The 21,250-nt window shown below is 33.9% G+C and carries 19 protein-coding genes; 17 read left to right on the plus strand and 2 right to left on the minus strand.

Annotated features, from left to right (window positions below):
• Window positions 1-27: 27 nt before the first annotated feature.
• From K8V80_RS08500 to queG, 10 genes are all read left to right on the plus strand, one after another.
• Window positions 28-2,160 carry a S9 family peptidase gene (locus tag K8V80_RS08500; RefSeq protein WP_276777012.1) on the plus strand — a complete coding sequence of 711 codons (2,133 nt, stop codon included), beginning with the start codon at window positions 28-30 and terminating at the stop codon, window positions 2,158-2,160.
• 18 nt (window positions 2,161-2,178) lie between these two features.
• Window positions 2,179-3,453: a phosphoribosylamine--glycine ligase gene (gene purD / locus K8V80_RS08505; protein ID WP_006743696.1), complete on the plus strand. Its 1,275-nt coding sequence runs from the start codon at window positions 2,179-2,181 to the stop codon at window positions 3,451-3,453.
• Window positions 3,454-4,455, plus strand: a complete 1,002-nt coding sequence (locus K8V80_RS08510) for a hypothetical protein (RefSeq protein WP_006743697.1) — start codon at window positions 3,454-3,456, stop codon at window positions 4,453-4,455.
• Window positions 4,443-4,910 carry a YqaA family protein gene (locus tag K8V80_RS08515; RefSeq protein ID WP_006743698.1) on the plus strand — a complete coding sequence of 156 codons (468 nt, stop codon included), beginning with the start codon at window positions 4,443-4,445 and terminating at the stop codon, window positions 4,908-4,910. The genes K8V80_RS08510 and K8V80_RS08515 overlap by 13 nt, the downstream gene beginning before the upstream one ends.
• 5 nt (window positions 4,911-4,915) lie before the next feature.
• Window positions 4,916-5,569 (plus strand): tRNA (5-methylaminomethyl-2-thiouridine)(34)-methyltransferase MnmD, encoded by a 654-nt coding sequence (mnmD, locus tag K8V80_RS08520; protein WP_006743699.1) that lies wholly within the window; start codon window positions 4,916-4,918, stop codon window positions 5,567-5,569.
• A 7-nt stretch (window positions 5,570-5,576) separates the two neighbouring features.
• On the plus strand, window positions 5,577-6,440 hold the full coding sequence (locus K8V80_RS08525) for a metal ABC transporter solute-binding protein, Zn/Mn family (RefSeq protein ID WP_006743700.1): 864 nt from the start codon (window positions 5,577-5,579) through the stop codon (window positions 6,438-6,440).
• 23 nt (window positions 6,441-6,463) lie between these two features.
• Complete coding sequence (locus tag K8V80_RS08530; RefSeq protein WP_006743701.1) at window positions 6,464-7,228, plus strand: metal ABC transporter ATP-binding protein; 765 nt, start codon at window positions 6,464-6,466, stop codon at window positions 7,226-7,228.
• A 126-nt stretch (window positions 7,229-7,354) separates the two neighbouring features.
• Window positions 7,355-10,753: a protein O-mannosyl-transferase family gene (locus K8V80_RS08535; RefSeq protein WP_276777022.1), complete on the plus strand. Its 3,399-nt coding sequence runs from the start codon at window positions 7,355-7,357 to the stop codon at window positions 10,751-10,753.
• Between the two features lie 70 nt (window positions 10,754-10,823).
• Window positions 10,824-11,438 (plus strand): polysaccharide deacetylase family protein, encoded by a 615-nt coding sequence (locus K8V80_RS08540; RefSeq protein WP_276777024.1) that lies wholly within the window; start codon window positions 10,824-10,826, stop codon window positions 11,436-11,438.
• Window positions 11,419-12,375, plus strand: a complete 957-nt coding sequence (gene queG / locus K8V80_RS08545; RefSeq protein ID WP_276777027.1) for a tRNA epoxyqueuosine(34) reductase QueG — start codon at window positions 11,419-11,421, stop codon at window positions 12,373-12,375. Before K8V80_RS08540 ends, queG begins: the two co-directional genes overlap by 20 nt.
• Here queG and K8V80_RS08550 read toward each other — a convergent pair.
• Window positions 12,345-13,619, minus strand: coding sequence for a DUF2851 family protein (locus K8V80_RS08550; protein ID WP_276777030.1), 1,275 nt, complete (start codon window positions 13,617-13,619; stop codon window positions 12,345-12,347). The two genes, queG and K8V80_RS08550, sit on opposite strands and share 31 nt — an antisense overlap.
• A 93-nt stretch (window positions 13,620-13,712) precedes the next feature.
• Here K8V80_RS08550 and dapB point away from each other — a divergent pair, with 93 nt between their 5' ends.
• The 4 genes from dapB to K8V80_RS08570 are packed head-to-tail and all read left to right on the plus strand — an operon-like array spanning window position 13,713 to window position 17,681.
• A complete protein-coding gene (gene dapB, locus K8V80_RS08555) occupies window positions 13,713-14,438 on the plus strand; it encodes a 4-hydroxy-tetrahydrodipicolinate reductase (protein WP_006743706.1) in 726 nt (241 codons plus the stop codon).
• A 7-nt stretch (window positions 14,439-14,445) separates the two neighbouring features.
• Complete coding sequence (gene lepB / locus K8V80_RS08560; RefSeq protein ID WP_276777034.1) at window positions 14,446-16,092, plus strand: signal peptidase I; 1,647 nt, start codon at window positions 14,446-14,448, stop codon at window positions 16,090-16,092.
• Between the two features lie 6 nt (window positions 16,093-16,098).
• A complete protein-coding gene (gene lepB / locus K8V80_RS08565; protein ID WP_276777036.1) occupies window positions 16,099-17,019 on the plus strand; it encodes a signal peptidase I in 921 nt (306 codons plus the stop codon).
• Between the two features lie 8 nt (window positions 17,020-17,027).
• Entirely contained in the window at window positions 17,028-17,681 is a 654-nt protein-coding gene (locus tag K8V80_RS08570) for a WbqC family protein (RefSeq protein ID WP_276777038.1), read from the plus strand.
• On the opposite strand, the gene K8V80_RS08575 is transcribed toward K8V80_RS08570, so the two are convergent.
• Window positions 17,658-18,878: a M16 family metallopeptidase gene (locus tag K8V80_RS08575; protein ID WP_276777040.1), complete on the minus strand. Its 1,221-nt coding sequence runs from the start codon at window positions 18,876-18,878 to the stop codon at window positions 17,658-17,660. The two genes, K8V80_RS08570 and K8V80_RS08575, sit on opposite strands and share 24 nt — an antisense overlap.
• 102 nt (window positions 18,879-18,980) lie before the next feature.
• Between K8V80_RS08575 and K8V80_RS08580 the strand changes: the two genes are divergently transcribed.
• The 3 genes from K8V80_RS08580 to K8V80_RS08590 form a co-directional block, all read left to right on the plus strand.
• Window positions 18,981-19,508 (plus strand): TIGR00730 family Rossman fold protein, encoded by a 528-nt coding sequence (locus K8V80_RS08580; protein ID WP_276777043.1) that lies wholly within the window; start codon window positions 18,981-18,983, stop codon window positions 19,506-19,508.
• Between the two features lie 14 nt (window positions 19,509-19,522).
• Window positions 19,523-20,128: a KpsF/GutQ family sugar-phosphate isomerase gene (locus K8V80_RS08585; RefSeq protein WP_006743712.1), complete on the plus strand. Its 606-nt coding sequence runs from the start codon at window positions 19,523-19,525 to the stop codon at window positions 20,126-20,128.
• Window positions 20,129-20,577: 449 nt separating this feature from the next.
• Window positions 20,578-21,250, plus strand: a 673-nt coding sequence (locus K8V80_RS08590) for a tyrosine-protein phosphatase (RefSeq protein ID WP_276777047.1), incomplete at its 3' end; no start/stop codon positions are given.

A 21,250-nucleotide genomic window follows, 5' to 3' on the forward strand; every position in this document is an offset into this window, starting at 1 on the left:
GTTCCAGAGCCCTTTTAAACCCAAAGAATGAAACACAAATTTAACCTAATTTTAAGCCTATTGCTATTTAGTATAACACTTATGGCTCAAGACACATTAAAACAACCTACACTAGAAAATCTAATGCCTGGTGGTAATAGTTATCTTTTCACTGAAAATATCTACGGATTAAATTGGTGGGGAGATACTTGCCTCAAGCCAGGAATGAGTGAAATTAAAGCGATTAACCCTTCAACAGGCAAAGAAGAGGTCTTCTTAAAAATTGAGGATGTAAACGCAATTCTTTCATCTAATAAGATGGCTGAATTAACAAACCTTTATCAGGTAGAATTTCCATGGGATAATGAGGAAAAACTTCTGATTACAAGAGAGGGGAAATATATCTCTCTTGATTGGAAAAACAAAACTGTTGAAGTAATTCAAAACATCTCGACTAAGGCAGAAAATATTGACTATCAAATAAAAGCAAATCAAATAGCCTATACCATTGAAGGAGATTTATGGGTAAACAACAAAAAAATTACTCAGAACCTAGAAGGTGTTGTTGCTGGAGAAACAGTGCATCGTAGTGAATTCGGCATTCGCAAAGGTACTTTTTGGAGTCCATCAGGCTCATTACTAGCTTTCTATAAAAAAGATGAAAGTATGGTTACTGAGTATCCTTTAGTTGACATAACAACTCGCATTGCTACAGTAGATAATGTAAGATATCCAATGGCTGGCATGCCTAGCCATAAAGTAGAAATAGGTATTTATGATGTAAAAACAGAGAAAATTACCTATTTAAATACAGGAGATCCTACGGATCGCTTCTTTACAAATATAAGTTGGGCACCCGATGAAAAATCAGTGTACTTGATAGAAGTTAATCGAGACCAAAATCATGCACAGCTTTGCCAGTTTGATATTCAATCAGGAGAGTTAATTCAAGTGTTATATGAAGAATCTCATCCTAAATATGTGGAACCTCAGAATCCAATTGTGTTTTTACCTTGGAATAACAAACAGTTTATTTATCAAAGTGAAAAAGATGGGTTCAATCATCTATATCTTTATGATGTGGAAGGAAAGCTAATTCGTCAATTAACTCAAGGTGAATGGCTAGTTCAATCTATTGTAGGTTTCAATGAAAAACAAAAAGAAATAATTCTTACTACCACAACCTATTCACCGCTACAAAGTAACTTAATAGCAGTATCTGTAAATAGTGGAAAAAGACGTAGCCTTGATAATAAGGAGGGTGTACACAGACCAAACTTAAGCACTTCAGGAAAGTATCTTATAGATAATTATAGCTCGCCAAATACTCCTAGATCTATAGATATTCTGTCATTAAAAAGCAACAAAAGAATAAATCTTCTAAATGCTGAAGATCCATATAAAGACTACCAACAACCAGAAATAACTATCGGTACCATAAAAGCTGCTGATGGAAAAACTGATCTGTATTATAGATTAGTAAAATCTAAAGATATTGATACATCCAAGAAACATCCTGCCATAATATATGTCTATGGTGGACCTCATGCGCAGATGATCAATGCTGGCTGGAACTACGGCGTAAGAGGATGGGATATTTATATGGCAAACAAAGGTTATGTTGTATTTACCTTAGACAATAGAGGCAGTGATAATCGCGGAATAGATTTTGAAAATGCAACCTTCAGAGAACTAGGAATAAAAGAAGCTGAGGACCAAGTTAAAGGAGTAGATTTCTTAAAATCTTTAGGCTATATAGACATGAATAGAATAGGTGTACACGGCTGGAGCTTTGGTGGTCATATGACGACAGCTTTAATGTTACACTATCCTAACATCTTTAAAGTAGGCGTTGCTGGTGGACCTGTTATCAAATGGGAATACTATGAAATTATGTACGGAGAACGCTATATGGATACTCCACAAAGTAATCCTGAGGGGTATAAAAAAACGAATCTCTGTAATTTCGCTAATCAACTAAAAGGTCACTTACTTCTGATACACGATGACCATGATTCTACTTGTGTTCCTCAACATACCCTTTCCTTTTTAAAGGCATGTATTGATGCGCGCACATATCCAGATCTATTTATATATCCTGGACATGCTCACAATGTTATTGGTAAGGACAGAGTACATTTGTATGAGAAAATAACTCGTTATTTCGAAGATTATCTATAACCCAATCTTAAAATTAAAATGAAATTATTATTACTTGGCTCTGGAGGTAGAGAACATGCTTTAGCTTGGAAAATAGCTCAAAGTTCACTAATTGAACAACTTTATATTGCGCCAGGAAACACTGGTACAAAAGAAGTGGGGACAAATGTGAATTTGGATATCAATGACTTCAATGCAATAAAAAACTTTTGCATTAAAGAATCTATTCAGATGATCCTCGTTGGTCCTGAAGCTCCATTAGTAAATGGTATTTACGATTATTTTGCTAATCATGTAGAGACAAAGCACATTACAGTAATTGGTCCATCACAAGAAGGAGCAAAACTAGAGGGTAGCAAGGAATTTGCCAAGCAATTCATGTTTAAGTATGGAATTCCTACAGCAAAGTATAAGAGTATAACCCACAACAATTTAGAAGAAGGTTTTGCTTTTTTAGAATCATTAGAAGCACCCTATGTTTTAAAAGCAGATGGCCTTTGTGCAGGAAAAGGTGTACTTATTTTATCAGACTTAGAAGAAGCAAAAAAAGAATTAAAAGAAATGCTTTCGGGAAGATTTGGAGATGCAAGTACAACTGTCGTTATTGAAGAGTTCTTAAGTGGAATAGAATGCTCTGTGTTTGTACTAACTGACGGAGAAAATTACAAAATTCTTCCTGTAGCCAAAGATTATAAGAGAATTGGAGAAGGAGATACAGGTCTTAACACTGGTGGCATGGGTAGTATTTCTCCTGTCCATTTCGCAGATAAAGAGTTCATGGAAAAAGTTTGTGAAAGAATTGTAGAACCAACTATCCGTGGAATACAGAAAGAAGGCATTACTTATAAAGGTTTTATTTTTATAGGTCTTATCAAAGTTAAAGGAGAACCCATGGTTATAGAATACAATGTCCGTATGGGAGATCCAGAAACTGAAAGTGTGATGCTTCGCATAAAAAGTGATTTAGTAGAATTACTAATAGGAGTTCAAAATGGAAATTTGAATGATTACACATTGATAGAAGACCCTCGCTTTGCAACATGTGTTGTTATGGTTAGTGGTGGCTACCCTGAAACTTACAAAAAAGGCTACCCGATTCAGTCATTTGGACAGACATCAGAAGACACAGTTATATTTCATGCAGGAACTGAAGAAAAAGAGGGACATATACTTACTAACGGAGGAAGAGTCCTAGCAGTTTCCTCATATGGTAATTCGATGGAAGAAGCATTAGATAAGAGCTACAAGAGAGCCAATGAAATAGAATATAAAGACAAATACTATAGAAAAGATATCGGTTTCGATCTAAAATAAATGAGACAGAACACATTACAATATCAATATACTACAGGACGGTTTACCCTTCCTGTAGTGTACTTTATATGCACTTTATGCTGGATTATAGCAGGCTTTTTCACTCCTGCTAAACTATTTTCAGCAACATCGGGAAATCCCATTTGGGAAATGATTCCTTTTGATTGGATTCCAAATTGGGTTTTATTATTGGGTGCATATGTCACGTTAAGTATTGTAGGGTATATCTTAATTCAACAAAACAATCAATTCACAATTATTACACAGAGAGCGACTGTACAGTCGTCTTTATATCTTGTTTTTATTACAGCGATTCCTCAAGTTCATATTATTCAACCAGGAGTAATAGCAGGCTTATGTTTTTCTATCAGCACCTTCTTCTTATTTTATTCGTATAAAGAATGGGACTCTATGATTCAACAGTTCTTTGCCGCTATTTTTATGTCTTTCTTATTTCTTCTGATCCCAAAAATGATTCTTCTATTCCCTTTATTAATACTTACTAAAATTGTATTTAATAACCTTAATATAAGAACGTTTTTTGCAACTCTATTGGGTTTCATTCTTCCCTTGTGGTTCTTACTTGCACATGCTATTTGGCATGACCAAATGGACCTTTTTACAGCTCCTTTTTTAGATTTAATGCAGTGGGGACAATGGAATGACTACTCAAATCTTCAAGGAAAAGATATAGCGACATTTGGCTATATCTTATTCATTACAATTCTATCTCTTGCCTATATTTTATTTTCAAAAACAAGAATGAGAGTAAGAACAAGGCAAATACTTAATCACTTTCTAAGAATAACACTTGGCATAGTGGTATTAATTGTCTTTACACCCAAGCAATTAAATAGTTATATCCCAATATGGCTAATTTGCATTAGCTTTATTTACGGGCATGCACTAGTTAGCATACATAGCAAGTTAACGAACCTTATATTTCTAGGTACAATACTCCTTTTAGCAGTTCTTTTTGTTTATAACACATGGATGCTTTAATACAATTTTTAATCGACTGGGGATATTGGGGGATGTTCATTTCAGCTGTTTTGGCTGGAAGCGTCGTACCCTTCAGTTCTGAGGCCGTTTTAGCCGCCTTAGTCCATCCATCAACTGGACTAGATCCAATGTGGTGTCTCATAGCTGCATCTATAGGAAATATAATAGGAAGTTCAACTTGTTTCGCATTAGGACACCTAGGAAAAATGGATTGGCTTGTTAAATACTTCCATATGAAACCCGAAAAAATAGAGAAAATGCAAGCATATCTTAACAGAAAAAGTGCCCTAATGGCTTTTTTTGCATTTTTGCCTATCGTTGGAACGCTTATCGTTGTAGCTTTAGGTTTTATGAGAAGTAACTTCTGGGTTGTACTGGTGAGTATGTCTATAGGTAAAGTATTACGATATGCTATTGTTATATATGTAGCTCAAGGAATATTCAATTACTTTTAATATAAATGAATCATATAACCATAGAAAAAACAGAAGATGGCAGTGATACTCTATATGTTCCTAGCATGAATGAACACTACCACTCTACCAAAGGAGCTTTGACAGAGACACAACACATTTTTATCAATATGGGGCTACTAGCCTCATCCAAAAAGGATATCAATGTATTTGAAGTAGGCTTTGGAACAGGTCTTAATGCTATTCAGACTCTTGAAGCAGCTCTAAATAACGAGTTAACTATCCATTATCATTCAGTGGAACTATTCCCTCTTTCTTGGAGCGATGTAAGCCACTTAAGTTATGCACAACTTCCTTTTTTCAAAGAATTACATGAAGCCAAATGGAATAATGAAGTAGAAATCAATTCTAGTTTTTATCTTACTAAATATCAACTTGATTTCACAGAACTACCTCAAACAGAAATAAACATTCATTTTGATGTTATTTATTTTGATGCTTTTGCTCCAGAAAAACAACCACAAATGTGGTCTCAACAACTTTTTGACTATCTATACGTTTTATTAAATAAAGGAGGAGTACTTACAACGTATTGTGCAAAAGGAGTAGTCAGAAGAATGCTACAAACAGCAGGTTTTCAAGTTGAAAGATTACCAGGTCCTCCAGGGGGAAAAAGAGAGATATTAAGAGCTACAAAATAAGTTAAATATGAAAATAAGATATATTTTAGGTTTACTAGCATCTTTTATTCTAGTGAGTTGTGGACAACAAACTAAAGAACAGACACCAACAATTATGGTGACTATAGAACCTCTACGCTACTTTACTGAAGCGATAGTTGGTGATCAGTTTGAAGTTATAAGTATGGTACCTAATGGAACAAGTCCTGAAACCTATGACCCTACACCACAACAACTTATTAGCTTTGCAAAAAGTGAAGCATATTTCAGAATAGGCTACATCGGATTTGAACTCTCTTGGATGGATAAGTTACAAACAAACAATCCATCAGTTCCCATATATGACACGTCTGAAGGAATAGAGTTAATATATGCAGCCGAACATAATCATGCAGATCACCACCATCACGGAGGAGTTGAACCTCATACTTGGAATTCTACTATTAATGCGAAAATAATAGCTCAGAATATTTTATCTAGCATTATAAAATTGGACTCTGTAAATAAGGATTTCTATAAAGCAAACTACAACAACTTAATTCAAGAGATAAGCGATACGGATAAAAAAATTCAAGATTTGTTTGCCAACAACAATATAAACAAGGGATTTATGATTTATCATCCTGCCTTATCTTACTTTGCTAGAGATTTTGATTTAGAACAAATAAGCATAGAAGAGGAAGGAAAAGAGCCAACACCAGGACATCTTAAAAAGCTAATTCAAGAGTGTATGAAAAAAAACATACATGTTATTTTTATTCAACCTGAGTTTGATAAAAAAAATGCAGAAGTAATCGCTGAACAAACAAAGAGTAAAATTATTCCGATTAATCCTCTGACTTATCATTGGCATGATGAAATGCTTAATGTAGCTAAAGCTCTTATCCAATAAATTTAAACAAGCAAGCATACTTTATGAATCCAATTATAAAAGTAAAAAACTTATCTGCTAGTTATGAAGGGAAACAGGTCTTAAAAAATGTAGATTTAACAGTATATGAACATGATTTTTTAGGAATTATAGGTCCAAATGGTGGAGGAAAAACAACTTTAATGAAATGTATCCTTAAATTAAAACCATTTGACTCTGGAGAGTTAGAGTTTTTTAAGAATGGACGGAAAGTAACTGAACTCAATATGGGGTATTTACCTCAATATAACCTCATAGATAAAAAATTTCCTATATCTGTTCTAGAGGTAGTATTATCAGGATTAAATTGTAATATGAGCCTTATCTCACGCTACTCCAAAGCCCAAAAAACAAAAGCTCAACAAGTCATTTACAGAATGGGTTTAGATGGCTTAGAAAAAAGACCTATAGGTCAACTTAGTGGAGGTCAAATACAAAGAGCATTACTAGGAAGAGCAATTATTTCAGATCCAGATGTTCTAATTCTGGATGAACCCAGTACCTATATAGATAAACGATTTGAAGCTAAACTGTATCAACTCCTTGAAGAACTTCAAAAGGAGTGTTCAATAATACTCGTAAGCCACGATATAGGAACCGTTTTACAACAAGTTAAAACAATAGCTTGCGTTAATGAAACCCTAGATTATCATCCAGACACAGGTATTACAACAGAATGGATAGAGAAAAATTTCAACTGTCCTATAGAGGTTCTTGGCTTTGGATCAATACCTCATCGTGTTCTAGGGATAGAGAATCACACTCACTAATTAATTAGATATTACATTAAGATTAAGGTTCTTAAAATAGTTTAGGGACTAAAATCCCTCGACTTCATACAAAATACCTATATTTGTAACTTTGAAAACATATATTATATCAATAATCCAAGTTTAATGAAACACTATAAAACGCTCAATAACTTTACTGGGCTCTTGGTTTTTGTCATAGCGTCACTAGTCTATGGCCTAACTATTGAACCAACAGCTAGTTTTTGGGATTGTGGAGAATTTATTCTTTCATCCTATAAATTAGAAGTAGGACACCCACCTGGTGCACCATTCTTCATGCTTACTGCCAATTTCTTTTCTCAGTTTGCTAGTGATCCATCTCATGTAGCTATGATGGTCAATTTAATGAGTGCTGTGATGAGTGGAGCATGTATAATGTTCTTATATTGGACTATTACCTATCTTGTCAAAAAGTTACTTTCTGCATCCGAAACAGTAAAAAATACATCCCAGCTCATTGCCATAATAGGTAGTGGACTTGTAGGTGCTTTTGTTTATATGTTTAGCGATACTTTCTGGTTTAGTGCTGTGGAAGGAGAGGTATATGCTTACTCCTCATTATTCACCGCAGTTGTTTTCTGGCTGATTCTTAAATGGGACGAATCAGAAGATACACCAGAAGTAGACAGATGGCTTATACTCATAGCTTATCTTACAGGTCTAAGCATAGGAGTACACTTACTAAACTTATTATGCATCCCAGCTATAGTTATGGTCTATTACTTTAAAAAGAGACCTAACTCCAGCCTTAAAAACTCATTAATAGTTCTTGCTTTCTCAGCAATACTTGTGGGTGTAGTACTTTATGGAATGATTCCTGGGGTAATTAAAGTAGGAGGTGCATTTGATTTATTCTTTGTAAACTCATTAGGATATAGCTTTAACACAGGATTAATTGCTTATATCATTGTATTAGCAATTATTTTAGCTTGGGCTATAGTTGAATCAGTGAAAGGAAAGAATGCTCTAAGAATGAATATTTCATTCCTTGCTACACTTGCTCTTGTAGGTATTCCTTTTTTAGGAGAAGGTTTCACTAGTTTGATTACAGGAATAGTGATACTAGCAGTTCTAGGGTTTGCCATTTACAAGTTTAAAAATATATTTACAGCTAGAGTATTAAATACAACTATACTTTGTATAACTTTCATTATGGTGGGATATTCTTCATATACCTTAATCATTATGAGATCACTCGCTAATACACCTATGGACCAAAACTCTCCTGAAGAGATATTTACCTTAGGTAGCTATTTGGGTAGAGAGCAGTATGGTTCAAGACCCTTATTTTATGGACAAACTTATAATTCTATCCCCAAATCAAATCCTGAGGGAGGGTTAGTTCGTAAAAGTGAATCATATACTTATATTCCAAAAGTGAAGGACAACCCTAATGATCCTGATGAATACGAAAAAGTACTAAAACCTGCAGAGTATGTGTTCGAACAAAACATGTTATTCCCTCGTATGTATAGCCAGCAGCACGCGGGAATTTATGAACAATGGGTAGATATAGAAGGCAAACAAGAACCCTTCTACTATAACGGAAGAGTTATTCCAGTAACCATACCTACGCAATGGGAAAACATTCAATTCTTATTAAAATATCAGGTAGGTTACATGTATTGGAGATACTTCTTATGGAACTTTGTGGGACGCCAAAATGACCTACAAGGACAAGGAGATTTAGACAAAGGAAATTGGCTTACAGGTATTTCTTTTATAGATAATATGGCTTATGGCGATCAAGATAAACTTCCCAAAGATATACAAGAAAACAAAGGAAGAAATGTATTCTATGGCTTACCACTGCTATTAGGAATCATTGGACTCTTATGGCAATTAAACAAAGGAAGGAAAGGAACAGAACAGTTTAGCATTGTTTTCTTACTCTTTTTCATGACTGGTTTGGCTATTATTTTATACTTAAACCAAACACCTATGCAGGTAAGAGAGCGAGACTATGCATATGCAGCTTCCTTCTATGCGTTTGCCATTTGGATAGGTATGGGAGTAATAGGTGTAACACGATTGGTTAAGGACATAACAAACAAAGAAACACCTGCTATATCTGGATTGGTTCTTGGTCTCAGTTTATTAGTTCCTTTACAAATGGGTTGTCAAACTTGGGATGACCACGACCGATCTGGAAGATATTTCGCAAGAGACTTTGGACAAAACTATCTAAATAGTACACAAGAAAAAGGCTTCCCTATTATCTTTAATAATGGAGATAATGACACATTCCCTCTATGGTATAGCCAAGAGGTAGAAGGATCAAGAACGGATGTAAGGACTTGTAATTTTAGCTATATAAATACAGATTGGTATATAGATCAGATGATTCGTCCAGCATATGAATCTCCAGGACTACCAATTAAATGGCCTAGAAAGTTTTTTGGAAATGATGTCAATAATGCTGTTGAAGTAAGACCAGAACTTAAGGAGTTAATCCTCAATGAATACAACAAGGCAAAAAACAAAGCTGAAGAAGGTGATGATCGACTTCTTAAATTATTCCAACTTAAATATGGAGAAGAACCTTTTAGTGTCCAAAACGTATTTGAAAAATGGATAATGTCTGACGACCCACAGTTACGCGTTATTCCTACAGATACTTTATCTATAAAAGTAAATAAGGAAGCAGTTCTTAACTCTGGAATGAAAATTCCTGAAGGCATAGAAATCCCAAGTCATATTTATATTTCTTTAAGCGGGAAAAGGATGTTGACTAAGGGTAATTTAATGTTCCTAGAAATCTTAGCTAATACCAATTGGGAACGACCAGTGTATGTAGCCGTATCAGTAGGTAGTGATGAGTATCTAAACCTAGACAAATACCTTATTCAAGAAGGATTAGCCTATAGGTTCACTCCATTTAACTGGGAAAAAATACAAAAGGATGAATTGAAATCAAAATACCCAGATATAGATGTAAGTAAAATACCTTATCAAATACCCATAGATTCTAAACTTATGTATGAAAACTTAATGACTAAATTTAAGTTTGGAGGAATGGAAACCAAAGGTATCTACATAGATGAAAATGCTATGCGTATGTGCTTAACTCACAGACGTATTTTTGTTAATCTTGCAAACCAACTTATTGAAGAAGGTGATACAGAAAAAGCAATGGAAGTACTTAAAAAAGCAGACGAATTTATTCTTGCAGATAATGTACCTCACGATTTTCAAAGTTATTCTCACCTAATGGCTGAAAGTTACTATCAGTTAGACAAGGATGAAAAAGCAGATGAAATAGCACTTGAATTAGCAGATAAATCGCTCAGCTATGTTGATTGGACACTTTCTCTATCTGACAGCCAACTACCAAATGCATTATCATCATTAAGCTATCATTTTAGTATGCTTAGAAATATTATTGCTGTCATGAATCAATATGACTCTAAGCATACACAAGACTATATGCAAAAGCAAAAAACTTATGCTACAATGCTTGAAAGACGAATTCAGAAGTTGAAACAAGATCAACAAGGTATATAACAAGCAGAACAAATGCTCAAAGGAGGAGAATATTTAACTCCTCCTTTCCTTTTATTAGTTAGTACAAATAATGTTAATAGAACAACCACCAAAGTTTTTTAGAGCCCTTTATCCAAGTGCTATCTTCAGGATGGATCCTGAAGAACACTCCATTTATCTCACATTCGACGATGGTCCTATCCCTGAGGTTACACCATGGGTACTAGACTTATTGGAAAAGTATGATGTAAAAGCTACTTTTTTTATGGTTGGCGATAACATTCGCAAGCACCCTGATATTTATAAAATGGTAGTAGATGCTGGACACCACATAGGTAATCACACACACAATCATATAAGGGGGTTTGAATACTTATCTAGGAACTACCTATCAAACACAAGAAAGGCTGATGAGTACATGAAAACAGAGCTCTTTAGACCACCTCATGGACACATGAGAATCATGCAGTATCTGCTACTTAAAAGATTTTATAAAATTATCATGTGGGATGTAGTTACTCGAGATTATAGTACAAAATTAAGAGGCCCACAAGTCTTAGCTAATGTTATGAAGTACACCAGAAATGGCTCTATTATTACTTTTCATGATTCTTTAAAATCTTGGAACAATGGTAATTTACAATATGCTCTACCCCGCTCTATCGAATTTTTAAAAGAAGAAGGATATGAGTTTAAACTACTCTAAAAAAGAATTAACACACAAAATAAAAAGTATAGCAATTGAGCTAGGCTTTTCTGCCTGTGGAGTAGCAAAAGCTGAGAAGGTTGATTCTAAAATAACTACGTACTTCAAAAATTGGATAGAAAAAGGATATCATGCAGACATGGACTATCTAGCCAATTACTACGACAAAAGAATGGATCCACAAATATTGGTACCAGGCACAAAAAGCATTATTTCTTTAGCTTTAAACTACTATCCTGAAAAATTCATTCCTGAAAAGGAATATCAAATAGCTTGGTATGCCTATGGTAAAGACTACCATTTCTTGATTAAAGATAAGCTAACTCAACTCTTTAAAGCAATTCATGATATAACACCAATCGAAGGCAGAGTTTTTTGTGACACTGCACCCGTTTTAGAACGATATTGGGCTTGGAAAGCTGGATTAGGATGGATTGGGAAAAACACTCAATTAATAATACCTCATGCCGGTTCCTCCTTTTTTCTTGGAGAACTATTTATTAATTTGGATTTAGAATATGACACTCCTCAACCAGATCGATGTGGAAACTGCAACAAATGTTTAGTTGCATGTCCTACGAATGCACTACAGGCCCCACGAATAATGAATGCTAATAAATGTATTTCATATCAAACAATAGAAAATCGAGGAGAAATTGATTCACATATTATCCCCTTACTAGAAAATAAAATTTATGGATGCGATGACTGCATTAAAGTATGTCCATGGACTCGCTTCTCACAACCTACAACGATAAAAGAGTTTGCCATCTCCAATGAATTACTAAATATGACAAAAGAAAAATGGTCTACTCTTTCAGTACAAGAGTATCAAGAACTCTTCCGCAAGTCTGCTGTAAAAAGAGCCAAATTTTCAGGTATACAAAGGAATATAAATGCAGTCCATCAGAGGGATCCTTTTTTATCCGATAAATGATAAAACCCAAACCTACAATAAAGACATTTCTTTTTATCACAATATTCCCTTTGAAGCTGAATGAGAGCTTGTGAGTCAGCAGCTGATTCAGCATTTATATTGGCTTGTTCCCAGAGTCGTATAATATGATTGTTTTCTGGTTTTATTTGATTAAGCAAATTTAGAGCATTTTCCATAATTAGATCATCCCCTTTATGCTTACCATAAGCATAAAGAAAAGGAACAATGGTATTAATAACTAATAAATCCATTGATTTTTTCCCAAGATGCTTATGTCTCAAAACACTCTCTTTTTCAAAAATAAAATGAGTATCCCAATATTCACTAGTTTCGACATAAAGCAACTCATATACTTGATCTAAGTTGGATGTTTCTAATAACTTATTACTAAATTCTTCACCTTTGTGATAAAACCAGGCGAGTTGTGCTATACGGACATGAGGAAAGCTACCTGGTCTTATTTTCGACAGTTGCCAAGGGTAAGCCTCATCTTCAAGACAAAATTTAGTTTTAAGGAAATAAAACTCTTCTTGTAAGCGTAAGAAATAATTATCAGAAGAATCTTTAGCTAATAAGCCAGCCAATCCAAAGAACATTGATTCTAATTGTAGTAAGGAATCTCTATGCTTATCCAATGATCTATATGGAAGTTTTTTAGCCCAACGCTCAAAAATATCTCCATTCAAACCAAAACCGAAGTTTCGAGACAGCGTAATAAATAGAATATCACGCCAATTATATTTCTTCGTTTCAAAAAGTTCTAAAATACGGGTTTGCTTTACTTCCAACCTTTCAATCTGCAATGCAGATAACCAAGAGTGAATAGTAAATGAATCTAACTTTTGAACGGTCTCAAAGCACTTGGGTTGATAATCAATTTGTTTTAAAGTCTGAAATTTAGACTTAATGCGTGAAGAATAAACTAAGACCATTTGAGGTATTTTCTCTCCTGAAGTTCTAAATACTTCTTCGTCATATTTCTCAACAACATGGAGTATAACTGAGTCATACCCTTTGTCTTTATTATGTCCGTGCCGATACCAATCAGACGATGAACAATGCATTTCAACATTTCCTACCCAAAGAGTATTACCTATTTTAAGTTTAGCATTAAAAAAATCTGGACCCGAATTTATATTACGTAACCCAGTATCAATTACTTCAACAGGAATATGGTCTATCGTCTCGAGATGGCCTAGTGTAAACAATCTATGTTGCCACACATAATATAAAAGTTCCTCCATATGAACTAGTTGTGTTTCTCAGCCCCAAATATAAGAAAAATATTATCTTTGTATAGAACGACATAAAAATATTAAACAAACTTATTGAAGAATATGAAAATAGCATTGATAGGATATGGAAAGATGGGTAAGGAGATAGAAAAGATAGCCCAAAAGAGGGGTCATCAAATAGTAAGTATTATTGACTTATCAAACCAAAAAGACTTCAATAGTGATGCTTTCAAATCAGCAGATGTAGCCATTGAATTTACAAGTCCAAACTCTGCATATGAGAATTGTGTTAATGCTTTTAAATCTGGAGTAAAAGTTGTTTCTGGTAGTACAGGATGGATCAATCACCATGAAGAGGACATCCACAAGTTTTGTAAAGAAGGAAACAATACTTTGTTCTGGTCATCCAACTTTAGTCTAGGGGTTGCCATTTTCTCTGCTGTCAATAGTTATCTAGCTAAAATTATGAATGACTTTCCTTCGTATGATGTTACAATGAGTGAAACTCATCATATCCATAAATTAGATGCTCCTAGCGGAACAGCTATAACTCTAGCAGAAGGAGTTTTAGCTAATATTGATAGAAAAAACAAGTGGACTAATGAGCCTAGCCAAAATAGTAAAGACCTTTATATTGAATCTATCCGTGAAGGAGAGGTTGCAGGTATTCACTCCATTAAATATTCATCTGAAGCAGATGATATAACCATAACTCATAGCGCTAAAAACCGCTCAGGATTTGCTCTGGGTGCAGTAATAGCAGCTGAATTTACAGCAAAGAATAACGGCTTTTTACAGATGTCGGACTTATTCCAATTTTTAAAATAAAGAGTATATGCGCAAAAATACGCCAAAACAAAATATTAAAGGAGCCATTATCATTATCCTTTATCTTTTATTCTTAGTATGGGTAAAGAGTTGGCTAGGATTAATTCTTCTTCCTTTTATCGTTGATATTTATTTCACACGATTCATTCCATGGGGCTTTTGGAAGAAGTTTACCAATCCAGTTACCAAAACTATATTCAGTTGGCTAGATGCTATTATTTTCGCTCTAGTTGCTGTTTATTTTGTTAATATATTCATTTTCCAAAACTATCAAATTCCAACATCTTCATTAGAGAAATCACTTCTAGTTGGAGATCACTTGTTTGTGAGTAAACTAAGCTATGGACCTAGAATTCCCAATACACCTATAGCTTTACCAATAGCTCACAACACCATGCCTGGAGGGCAAGGCAAATCTTATTTAGAAACGCCTTATTGGGAGTATAAAAGGGTTAAAGGCTTAGGCCGTATCCAAAGAAATGACATCGTTGTATTCAACTATCCAACAGGAGACACTGTGATGTCAAACCCTAATATTCAAGGAATGGACTTTTATAAGTTAGCATACGAAATAGGCTATAATGTTATTAAAAGAATACCAGAACTAGATAGTTTAAATACATTACAACAAAGAACCTATTTCTCTACAGTATATAATGAAGGGAAAAAAACCCTTGAAAGTAATCCTGAATATTATGGAAATAGGATAAGTCGTCCTGTTGACAGAAGAGATAACTACGTAAAAAGATGTGTCGGTATACCAGGTGACACTCTCCAAATTATAGATAGCCAGATTTATATTGATGGAGTATTAAATAAGAATGCACCAGATGTACAGTATAACTACTATGTACAAACTACGGGTCCGAGAATTCCTGAAAAAGTATTTAAAGAACTGGGCATTAATAATGATGATCATCATGCTCTCTTTAGACGAGATGTACGTGTAGAAGATAGAAATAGAGGTAATCAAGTAGTATTTCACCAAGAAGGAGTTAATAACAATGACTTGGAGGAAATAAAAACTAAGTATGCAATCGGTAATAACTACAGAATTTTTGTTACCAACTCTCGTGAAGCTGATTTCTTAAATAGTCAAGGTTTCAATAGTGAAGGTTTTAAAGGAGATGCAAAGTTTATTTACAACCTCCCTCTTACTCAAGAAATGTACGAAACTTTAAAAGCTAATAAGGCCCTAATCTCTAATATTGTTCAAGAGCCAGCTACTAGTCAAATATCGGACGCAGACTATCAGCGATTATTAATATACCCTTTAAATGGATATACAAAATGGGACAAGAATAATTATGGACCTATTTGGATTCCCCAAAAAGGTAAAACAATAGAGCTAACACTTAATAATTTACCTATCTACGAACGCTGTATTTCTACTTATGAAAAAAATTTATTAGAAGTAAATAATGGTCGAATCTATATTAATGGGGAAGAGGCTAAAACTTATACATTCCAAATGGATTATTACTGGATGATGGGCGACAATAGAGATAACTCTCTAGATTCTAGATACTGGGGATTTGTACCAGAGGATCACATTGTTGGTAAACCTTTGTTTATTTGGTTATCTTTAGAGAAGGACAACGACTGGTTTGACGGACATATTCGTTGGAATCGTTTCTTTAAATGGGTTAAATAATCTACGATGAAAAGAGGAGTAAAATGGGTGTTAACTGTTTTTGGAGTAATTCTTGTGATAGGATTACTCCGTTCCTTAGTATTTGCATCTTGCTATATACCTGCTTCAGGAATGGAAAACAATCTTAAGCAAGGTGATTGCATTATTGTAAATAGATGGTCGTATGGACTCAGAATCCCCTTTTCAAAATCAAGAATATTCTCTCAAACAGCAAACAAAGGAGATATCCTTTTATTTAATAATCCAGTAGATACAAGTACAGACAAGATTTATCAAAAAGAATTATACATCAGTAGATGTATAGGACTACCTGGAGACACCTTATTAGTAGATTCCTTATTCCTTTCACATGAATCAAGCTCCTTCTTTAATCCAGATCAAAGGAGTCTATATAGTATCTATAGAGAACACGAACCTCTAATAGATTCTATATTCCTAAGTTTGAAAATTCAAAGACAAGAAAATGTAGGTGAAGATGATGGCAAAATCATAAAAAGCCTAAGTGCTTATGAATATTATCTTTTAGAACAAAAGTTAGGTACAGATACAATCATCTATCCTCTTGAAAATAAAAGTCAGAATCTACACCCTCTTTTTATTCCCAAAAAGGATGTTCTTATAAAAATTGAACCATGGAATAGAATTCTATTATTCAACACAATTCTCTTACATGAAAAGCAAAATATAATCATGAAGGAGAATCAGCTCTATATAAACGGTCAGATAATTCAAGAGTATCAGTTCACTCAAGATTATTATTGGATGTCATCCAATAATAGTTTAAACCTTTCCGATTCAAGACAATTTGGTTTTGTACCTCACTCCCATTTGATAGGCAAGGCCTCTTTTATTTGGTTTTCGAAAGACCCTAACCACAGCTTATTTAGTGGTTATCGCTGGAATCGTATTTTTAAATCAATTTATTAAATTAAAAAATGTCTAAGACAGCATATTTATCATCCGCATACTTAGCTCCTATTCAATATTATCAAAAGTTAGCATCTTATCCTCAATGTGTTATTGAAAAGTATGATCATTATATCAAGCAAACCTATAGGAATAGATGTTATATAGCAGGTGCAGAAGGTATACACAACCTGACTATCCCTATAACAAAACCATCAACAGAAAAATGTTATATGCGAGATATTCAAATCTCAGAACATGGAAACTGGCAACATATGCATTGGAATGCAATTATATCAGCCTATAATAATACTCCTTATTTTGAATTTTATGAGTCTGATTTTGCTCCATTCTATCACAATAATAAATACCAATACCTCTGTGACTTCAATGAGGCTCTACAAGAATTAATTTGCAAACTTATTGATTTAGACATCAATTATACTTACACAAAAGAATACAAAGAAGCTTTCTCTGAAGCAGAAATTGATTTTAGAGAAATTATACATCCTAAAAAAGACTTCAGTATAGCAGACAAAGAATTTGATGTAGTCCCCTACTATCAGATTTTTCAAGAAAAGCATGGTTTCATACCCAATCTTAGCATCATTGATCTACTCTTTAATAAGGGTCCTGAATCTATTTTCTATCTAGATAAATCACTTATAAATCAAATAATATAATTTATCCTCATCTAATACTTCATTAGCTACTGATAGTAAATCTACAGAAGTTAGTGAAGTTATTTTTTTATATATTGTTTCAAATGTATCGCACTTATTGAAATGTAAATAAGTTTTGCCCATTCCTAATGCTAAACTTTCACTGCTATCCGATGCTACACCAATCTGACCTATTAACTGCTTTTTCGCCATAGATAACTTCAAGCTAGACAATCTGTTTTCACGTAAATCCTTCAATTCTTTGCGAATTAGATCAATACATTTATCGGAGTCTTTTACATCAGCACCAAAATAAATAGAGAACAATCCGGCATCTGTATAAGAAGTCATATTAGACTCTACAGAGTAAACTAAACCGTGTTTTTCACGCAACGCTATATTTAACTTACTATTCATCCCAGGACCTCCCAGAACATTATTCAATAGATATAAAGCGTCTCTTTTTTGATCAAAGTAATTGTAAGATCTCGATCCAATCATAACATGAGATTGGTGTGTATCCTTACGAACAACTTTGGTATAAGCTGGAAGCAAAAGAGGCTTATCTCTATGTAAAGGAATAATCTCTTGAGTCAATCCATCTGTAAACCGTTCCAAGACACTAACTACCCGTTTAGATGTCAATTTTCCACGTACAAAAAAGACCATATTATTAGGTCTATAATAGCGATTAGTAAAAGCTAATACTCGTTGGGAGACATACTTCTTTAATTGTTTTTCATCACCTAGTATGTCTCTACCCAGTGGATGTTCTTGAAATAACATGGTTTCAAACTCATCAAATATTAGTTCTGATGGACTATCTCTATAAGATAAGATTTCCTCAATAATAACTTCCACTTCCTTATGCAATTCCTCTTCAGGGTAAGTAGAATAAAAAACAATATCCGTTAACAACTCAACTGCTCTACTAAAATGCTCTACTAAAAAGGCTGAATAAACAATCGTTTCTTCTTTATTGGTGTAAGCATTCAAGTCTCCTCCCACATTCTCCATTCTATTTAAAATATGCCAAGCCTTCCTATGCTTAGTTCCTTTAAAAAGTAAATGTTCTACAAGGTGTGCCATACCAGATTCAGCCTCGGATTCATCTCTAGTCCCTGCATTTATAGCATAGCCACAATAGGCTACTTTGGAGTCAGTAGGTTCTAGTATTATGCGTAATCCGTTGGGTAAAGTATATTGAAAGTAACTCATTATCATGAAGGTTAAAATAGTTGAACCCACAAAAATAGTCAAAAGATATGGTCATTAATAGAAATTTATGGATATTTGCACTATAACCAAAATACAACACAGATGAATAGTATTGGAGTTTTTTGTTCTGCCTCTTCCAATATAGATGCAATCTATATTGATTTTGCCTCTGCTTTTGGACAATGGCTGGGTAAAAACAAGAAAACTTTGGTGTACGGAGGAGTAGCCAGAGGGTTAATGGAAGTAATTGCTAAGTCAGCAAATTTAGCTGGAGCAAAAGTTATTGGTGTGGTTCCGAAAAAACTTCAAGAACATGCGAGTAAGTATCTTAACGAAAAACTAATTACAGAAAATCTAAGTGATAGAAAAGACACCATATTAAATCGCTCAGATGTTCTTATAGCTCTACCAGGAGGAGTAGGAACTCTCGACGAAGTATTTCATGTTATTGCAGGTAAATATATTGGTCTGCATAACAAAAAAGTGATATTCTATAATATAAATGGCTACTACTCAAACCTGCTAACCTGCCTAGCAGAATACAAGCGTGAAGGTTTTGTAGGAAGTAATTTATCAGATCTATATGAAATAGCAAATACTGAGAATGAACTTAAAATGCTATTAAAATAACAACTAGTATAACAATGATTGAGGCAATTCAAGAGTTGCTAAGAAATGAGGCTAATGCAATTCTTAATATTCCAATTACGGAAGATTATGAGAAGGCTGTAAACCTTATAGTGCAACAAGTACATGAAAAAAAAGGAAAGCTCGTTACTTCAGGTATGGGTAAAGCTGGACAAATTGCAATGAATATTGCAACGACATTCTGCTCTACAGGTATTCCTGCTGTATTTTTACATCCTAGTGAAGCACAACACGGTGATCTAGGTATTCTTCAAGAGAACGATCTTTTTTTAATGATTTCTAATTCAGGGAAAACTAGAGAAATAGTAGAGCTAACACGTTTAGCGCGTCTATTAGCTCCGAACATTCAGTTTATAGTGATAACAGGAAACTTAGACAGCCCTTTAGCAAAAGAAGCTAGTGTTGCTATCTGTACAGGAAATCCTAAAGAAGTATGTTTATTAGGCATGACTCCTACTACTTCTACTACTGTAATGACTGTTATAGGAGATATTTTAGTTGTAGAAACCATGAAAAAAACAGGTTTTACAGCTGCAGATTACTCTAAAAGACACCATGGCGGATATTTGGGAGAAAAATCAAGAAGTCTTTGTTCTAAATAACGCAGATCGAATATAAAAAAGGGGGAAACCCCTTTTTTTATTGTGTTAAATATATGATCTTAAGTCTTTTAAAATACCAAATTAAACTTCACACTATAACTTCATCAAAAAAAGTGTCGGTGTCATGATAGTAACATGTCGGTGTCAAAGCACTCGCTTGCCCCTGATAAAGTATTCTCTTAACCTAGACCTAACATGGCTCAAAATTAAATAAGTTCTTATCCTTATCAAACTCAATTGAATTATTTGATTTTAGCGAAAACTCTTTTCCCGTTAACAACCTAATCTTTCATTCCAAAATACGAATTAATCTAAAGTTGTTAATTCGTACAAACCCAAGACGCCTAAATTCTCTTAAAAAAATATATACTTTGTCTAATATGTTCTACAAATTTGCACAATGATAAAGCAATGATCTATCTTTGCGACATCTTACACAAGTTGTTGACATGTATATTATACGCGCTTACTGGATAACATTTTTAATTGTGCTATTTACATCTTGTTCCAAATCATCTCCTCATATATCTATAGGATGTGAAGAAAACGTTGTAGGTAACAATATCATTAAGTGGGAAACAACCCCACGTATAGAAGGTTATGTCCGTATTTATGCAGGCAACACACCTCATGGAATTGTAGAAGATATTCCTGTAGGTATGGCTAAGATTGATGATCAGAGAATTGTAATCATAAACAATGATCCAACAAAAAGACAATTTTACTCTGTCGTTTTTAATAATGACAGCCGACAAATTGTAGGTAGCAGAAACATTAATATTCCTAATGTTCAAAATTTCAGAGACCTGGGAGGTTATCGTGTATACTCTATTGACAAAGGAGGAAAATGGGGTAAAGTATATCGTACTGGAAATCTTGACGATATAGATCAAAGCGGAATATCAAGATTAAAAAACCTACATGTAAAAACTATTGTTGATCTAAGACCAATTCCTGAGCAAAAGAAAAATCAGCTTATAGCTAATAACTTTAAAATGGTTTCTATTCCTATTTTTTGTAAAGACAGTCAGTTTCTTCTTGACTTAATAAAAAACAAGGAAATAACTAGATCCCAGATTAAAGAGATAATGAAAGATGTTTATATTCACTTAATTAGAGATA

Origin of the sequence: Bacteroides coprosuis (assembly GCF_020741705.1) — a bacterium.
In the GTDB taxonomy this organism is placed as follows: Bacteria; Bacteroidota; Bacteroidia; order Bacteroidales; family Bacteroidaceae; genus Bacteroides_E; species Bacteroides_E coprosuis.

What these genes read in the sequence shown, in the direction of transcription:
- queG (WP_276777027.1), top strand. Translation starts at nt 11,419, where the DNA reads ATGAGTTTAAACTACTCTAAAAAAGAATTAACACACAAAATAAAAAGT.
- purD (WP_006743696.1), top strand. Translation starts at nt 2,179, where the DNA reads ATGAAATTATTATTACTTGGCTCTGGAGGTAGAGAACATGCTTTAGCT.
- K8V80_RS08585 (WP_006743712.1), top strand. Translation starts at nt 19,523, where the DNA reads ATGATTGAGGCAATTCAAGAGTTGCTAAGAAATGAGGCTAATGCAATT.
- mnmD (WP_006743699.1), top strand. Translation starts at nt 4,916, where the DNA reads ATGAATCATATAACCATAGAAAAAACAGAAGATGGCAGTGATACTCTA.
- K8V80_RS08500 (WP_276777012.1), top strand. Translation starts at nt 28, where the DNA reads ATGAAACACAAATTTAACCTAATTTTAAGCCTATTGCTATTTAGTATA.
- K8V80_RS08550 (WP_276777030.1), bottom strand. Translation starts at nt 13,619, where the DNA reads ATGGAGGAACTTTTATATTATGTGTGGCAACATAGATTGTTTACACTA.
- dapB (WP_006743706.1), top strand. Translation starts at nt 13,713, where the DNA reads ATGAAAATAGCATTGATAGGATATGGAAAGATGGGTAAGGAGATAGAA.
- K8V80_RS08535 (WP_276777022.1), top strand. Translation starts at nt 7,355, where the DNA reads ATGAAACACTATAAAACGCTCAATAACTTTACTGGGCTCTTGGTTTTT.
- K8V80_RS08540 (WP_276777024.1), top strand. Translation starts at nt 10,824, where the DNA reads ATGTTAATAGAACAACCACCAAAGTTTTTTAGAGCCCTTTATCCAAGT.
- K8V80_RS08570 (WP_276777038.1), top strand. Translation starts at nt 17,028, where the DNA reads ATGTCTAAGACAGCATATTTATCATCCGCATACTTAGCTCCTATTCAA.
- K8V80_RS08580 (WP_276777043.1), top strand. Translation starts at nt 18,981, where the DNA reads ATGAATAGTATTGGAGTTTTTTGTTCTGCCTCTTCCAATATAGATGCA.
- K8V80_RS08525 (WP_006743700.1), top strand. Translation starts at nt 5,577, where the DNA reads ATGAAAATAAGATATATTTTAGGTTTACTAGCATCTTTTATTCTAGTG.
- K8V80_RS08575 (WP_276777040.1), bottom strand. Translation starts at nt 18,878, where the DNA reads ATGAGTTACTTTCAATATACTTTACCCAACGGATTACGCATAATACTA.
- K8V80_RS08515 (WP_006743698.1), top strand. Translation starts at nt 4,443, where the DNA reads ATGGATGCTTTAATACAATTTTTAATCGACTGGGGATATTGGGGGATG.
- K8V80_RS08510 (WP_006743697.1), top strand. Translation starts at nt 3,454, where the DNA reads ATGAGACAGAACACATTACAATATCAATATACTACAGGACGGTTTACC.
- K8V80_RS08530 (WP_006743701.1), top strand. Translation starts at nt 6,464, where the DNA reads ATGAATCCAATTATAAAAGTAAAAAACTTATCTGCTAGTTATGAAGGG.
- lepB (WP_276777034.1), top strand. Translation starts at nt 14,446, where the DNA reads ATGCGCAAAAATACGCCAAAACAAAATATTAAAGGAGCCATTATCATT.
- lepB (WP_276777036.1), top strand. Translation starts at nt 16,099, where the DNA reads ATGAAAAGAGGAGTAAAATGGGTGTTAACTGTTTTTGGAGTAATTCTT.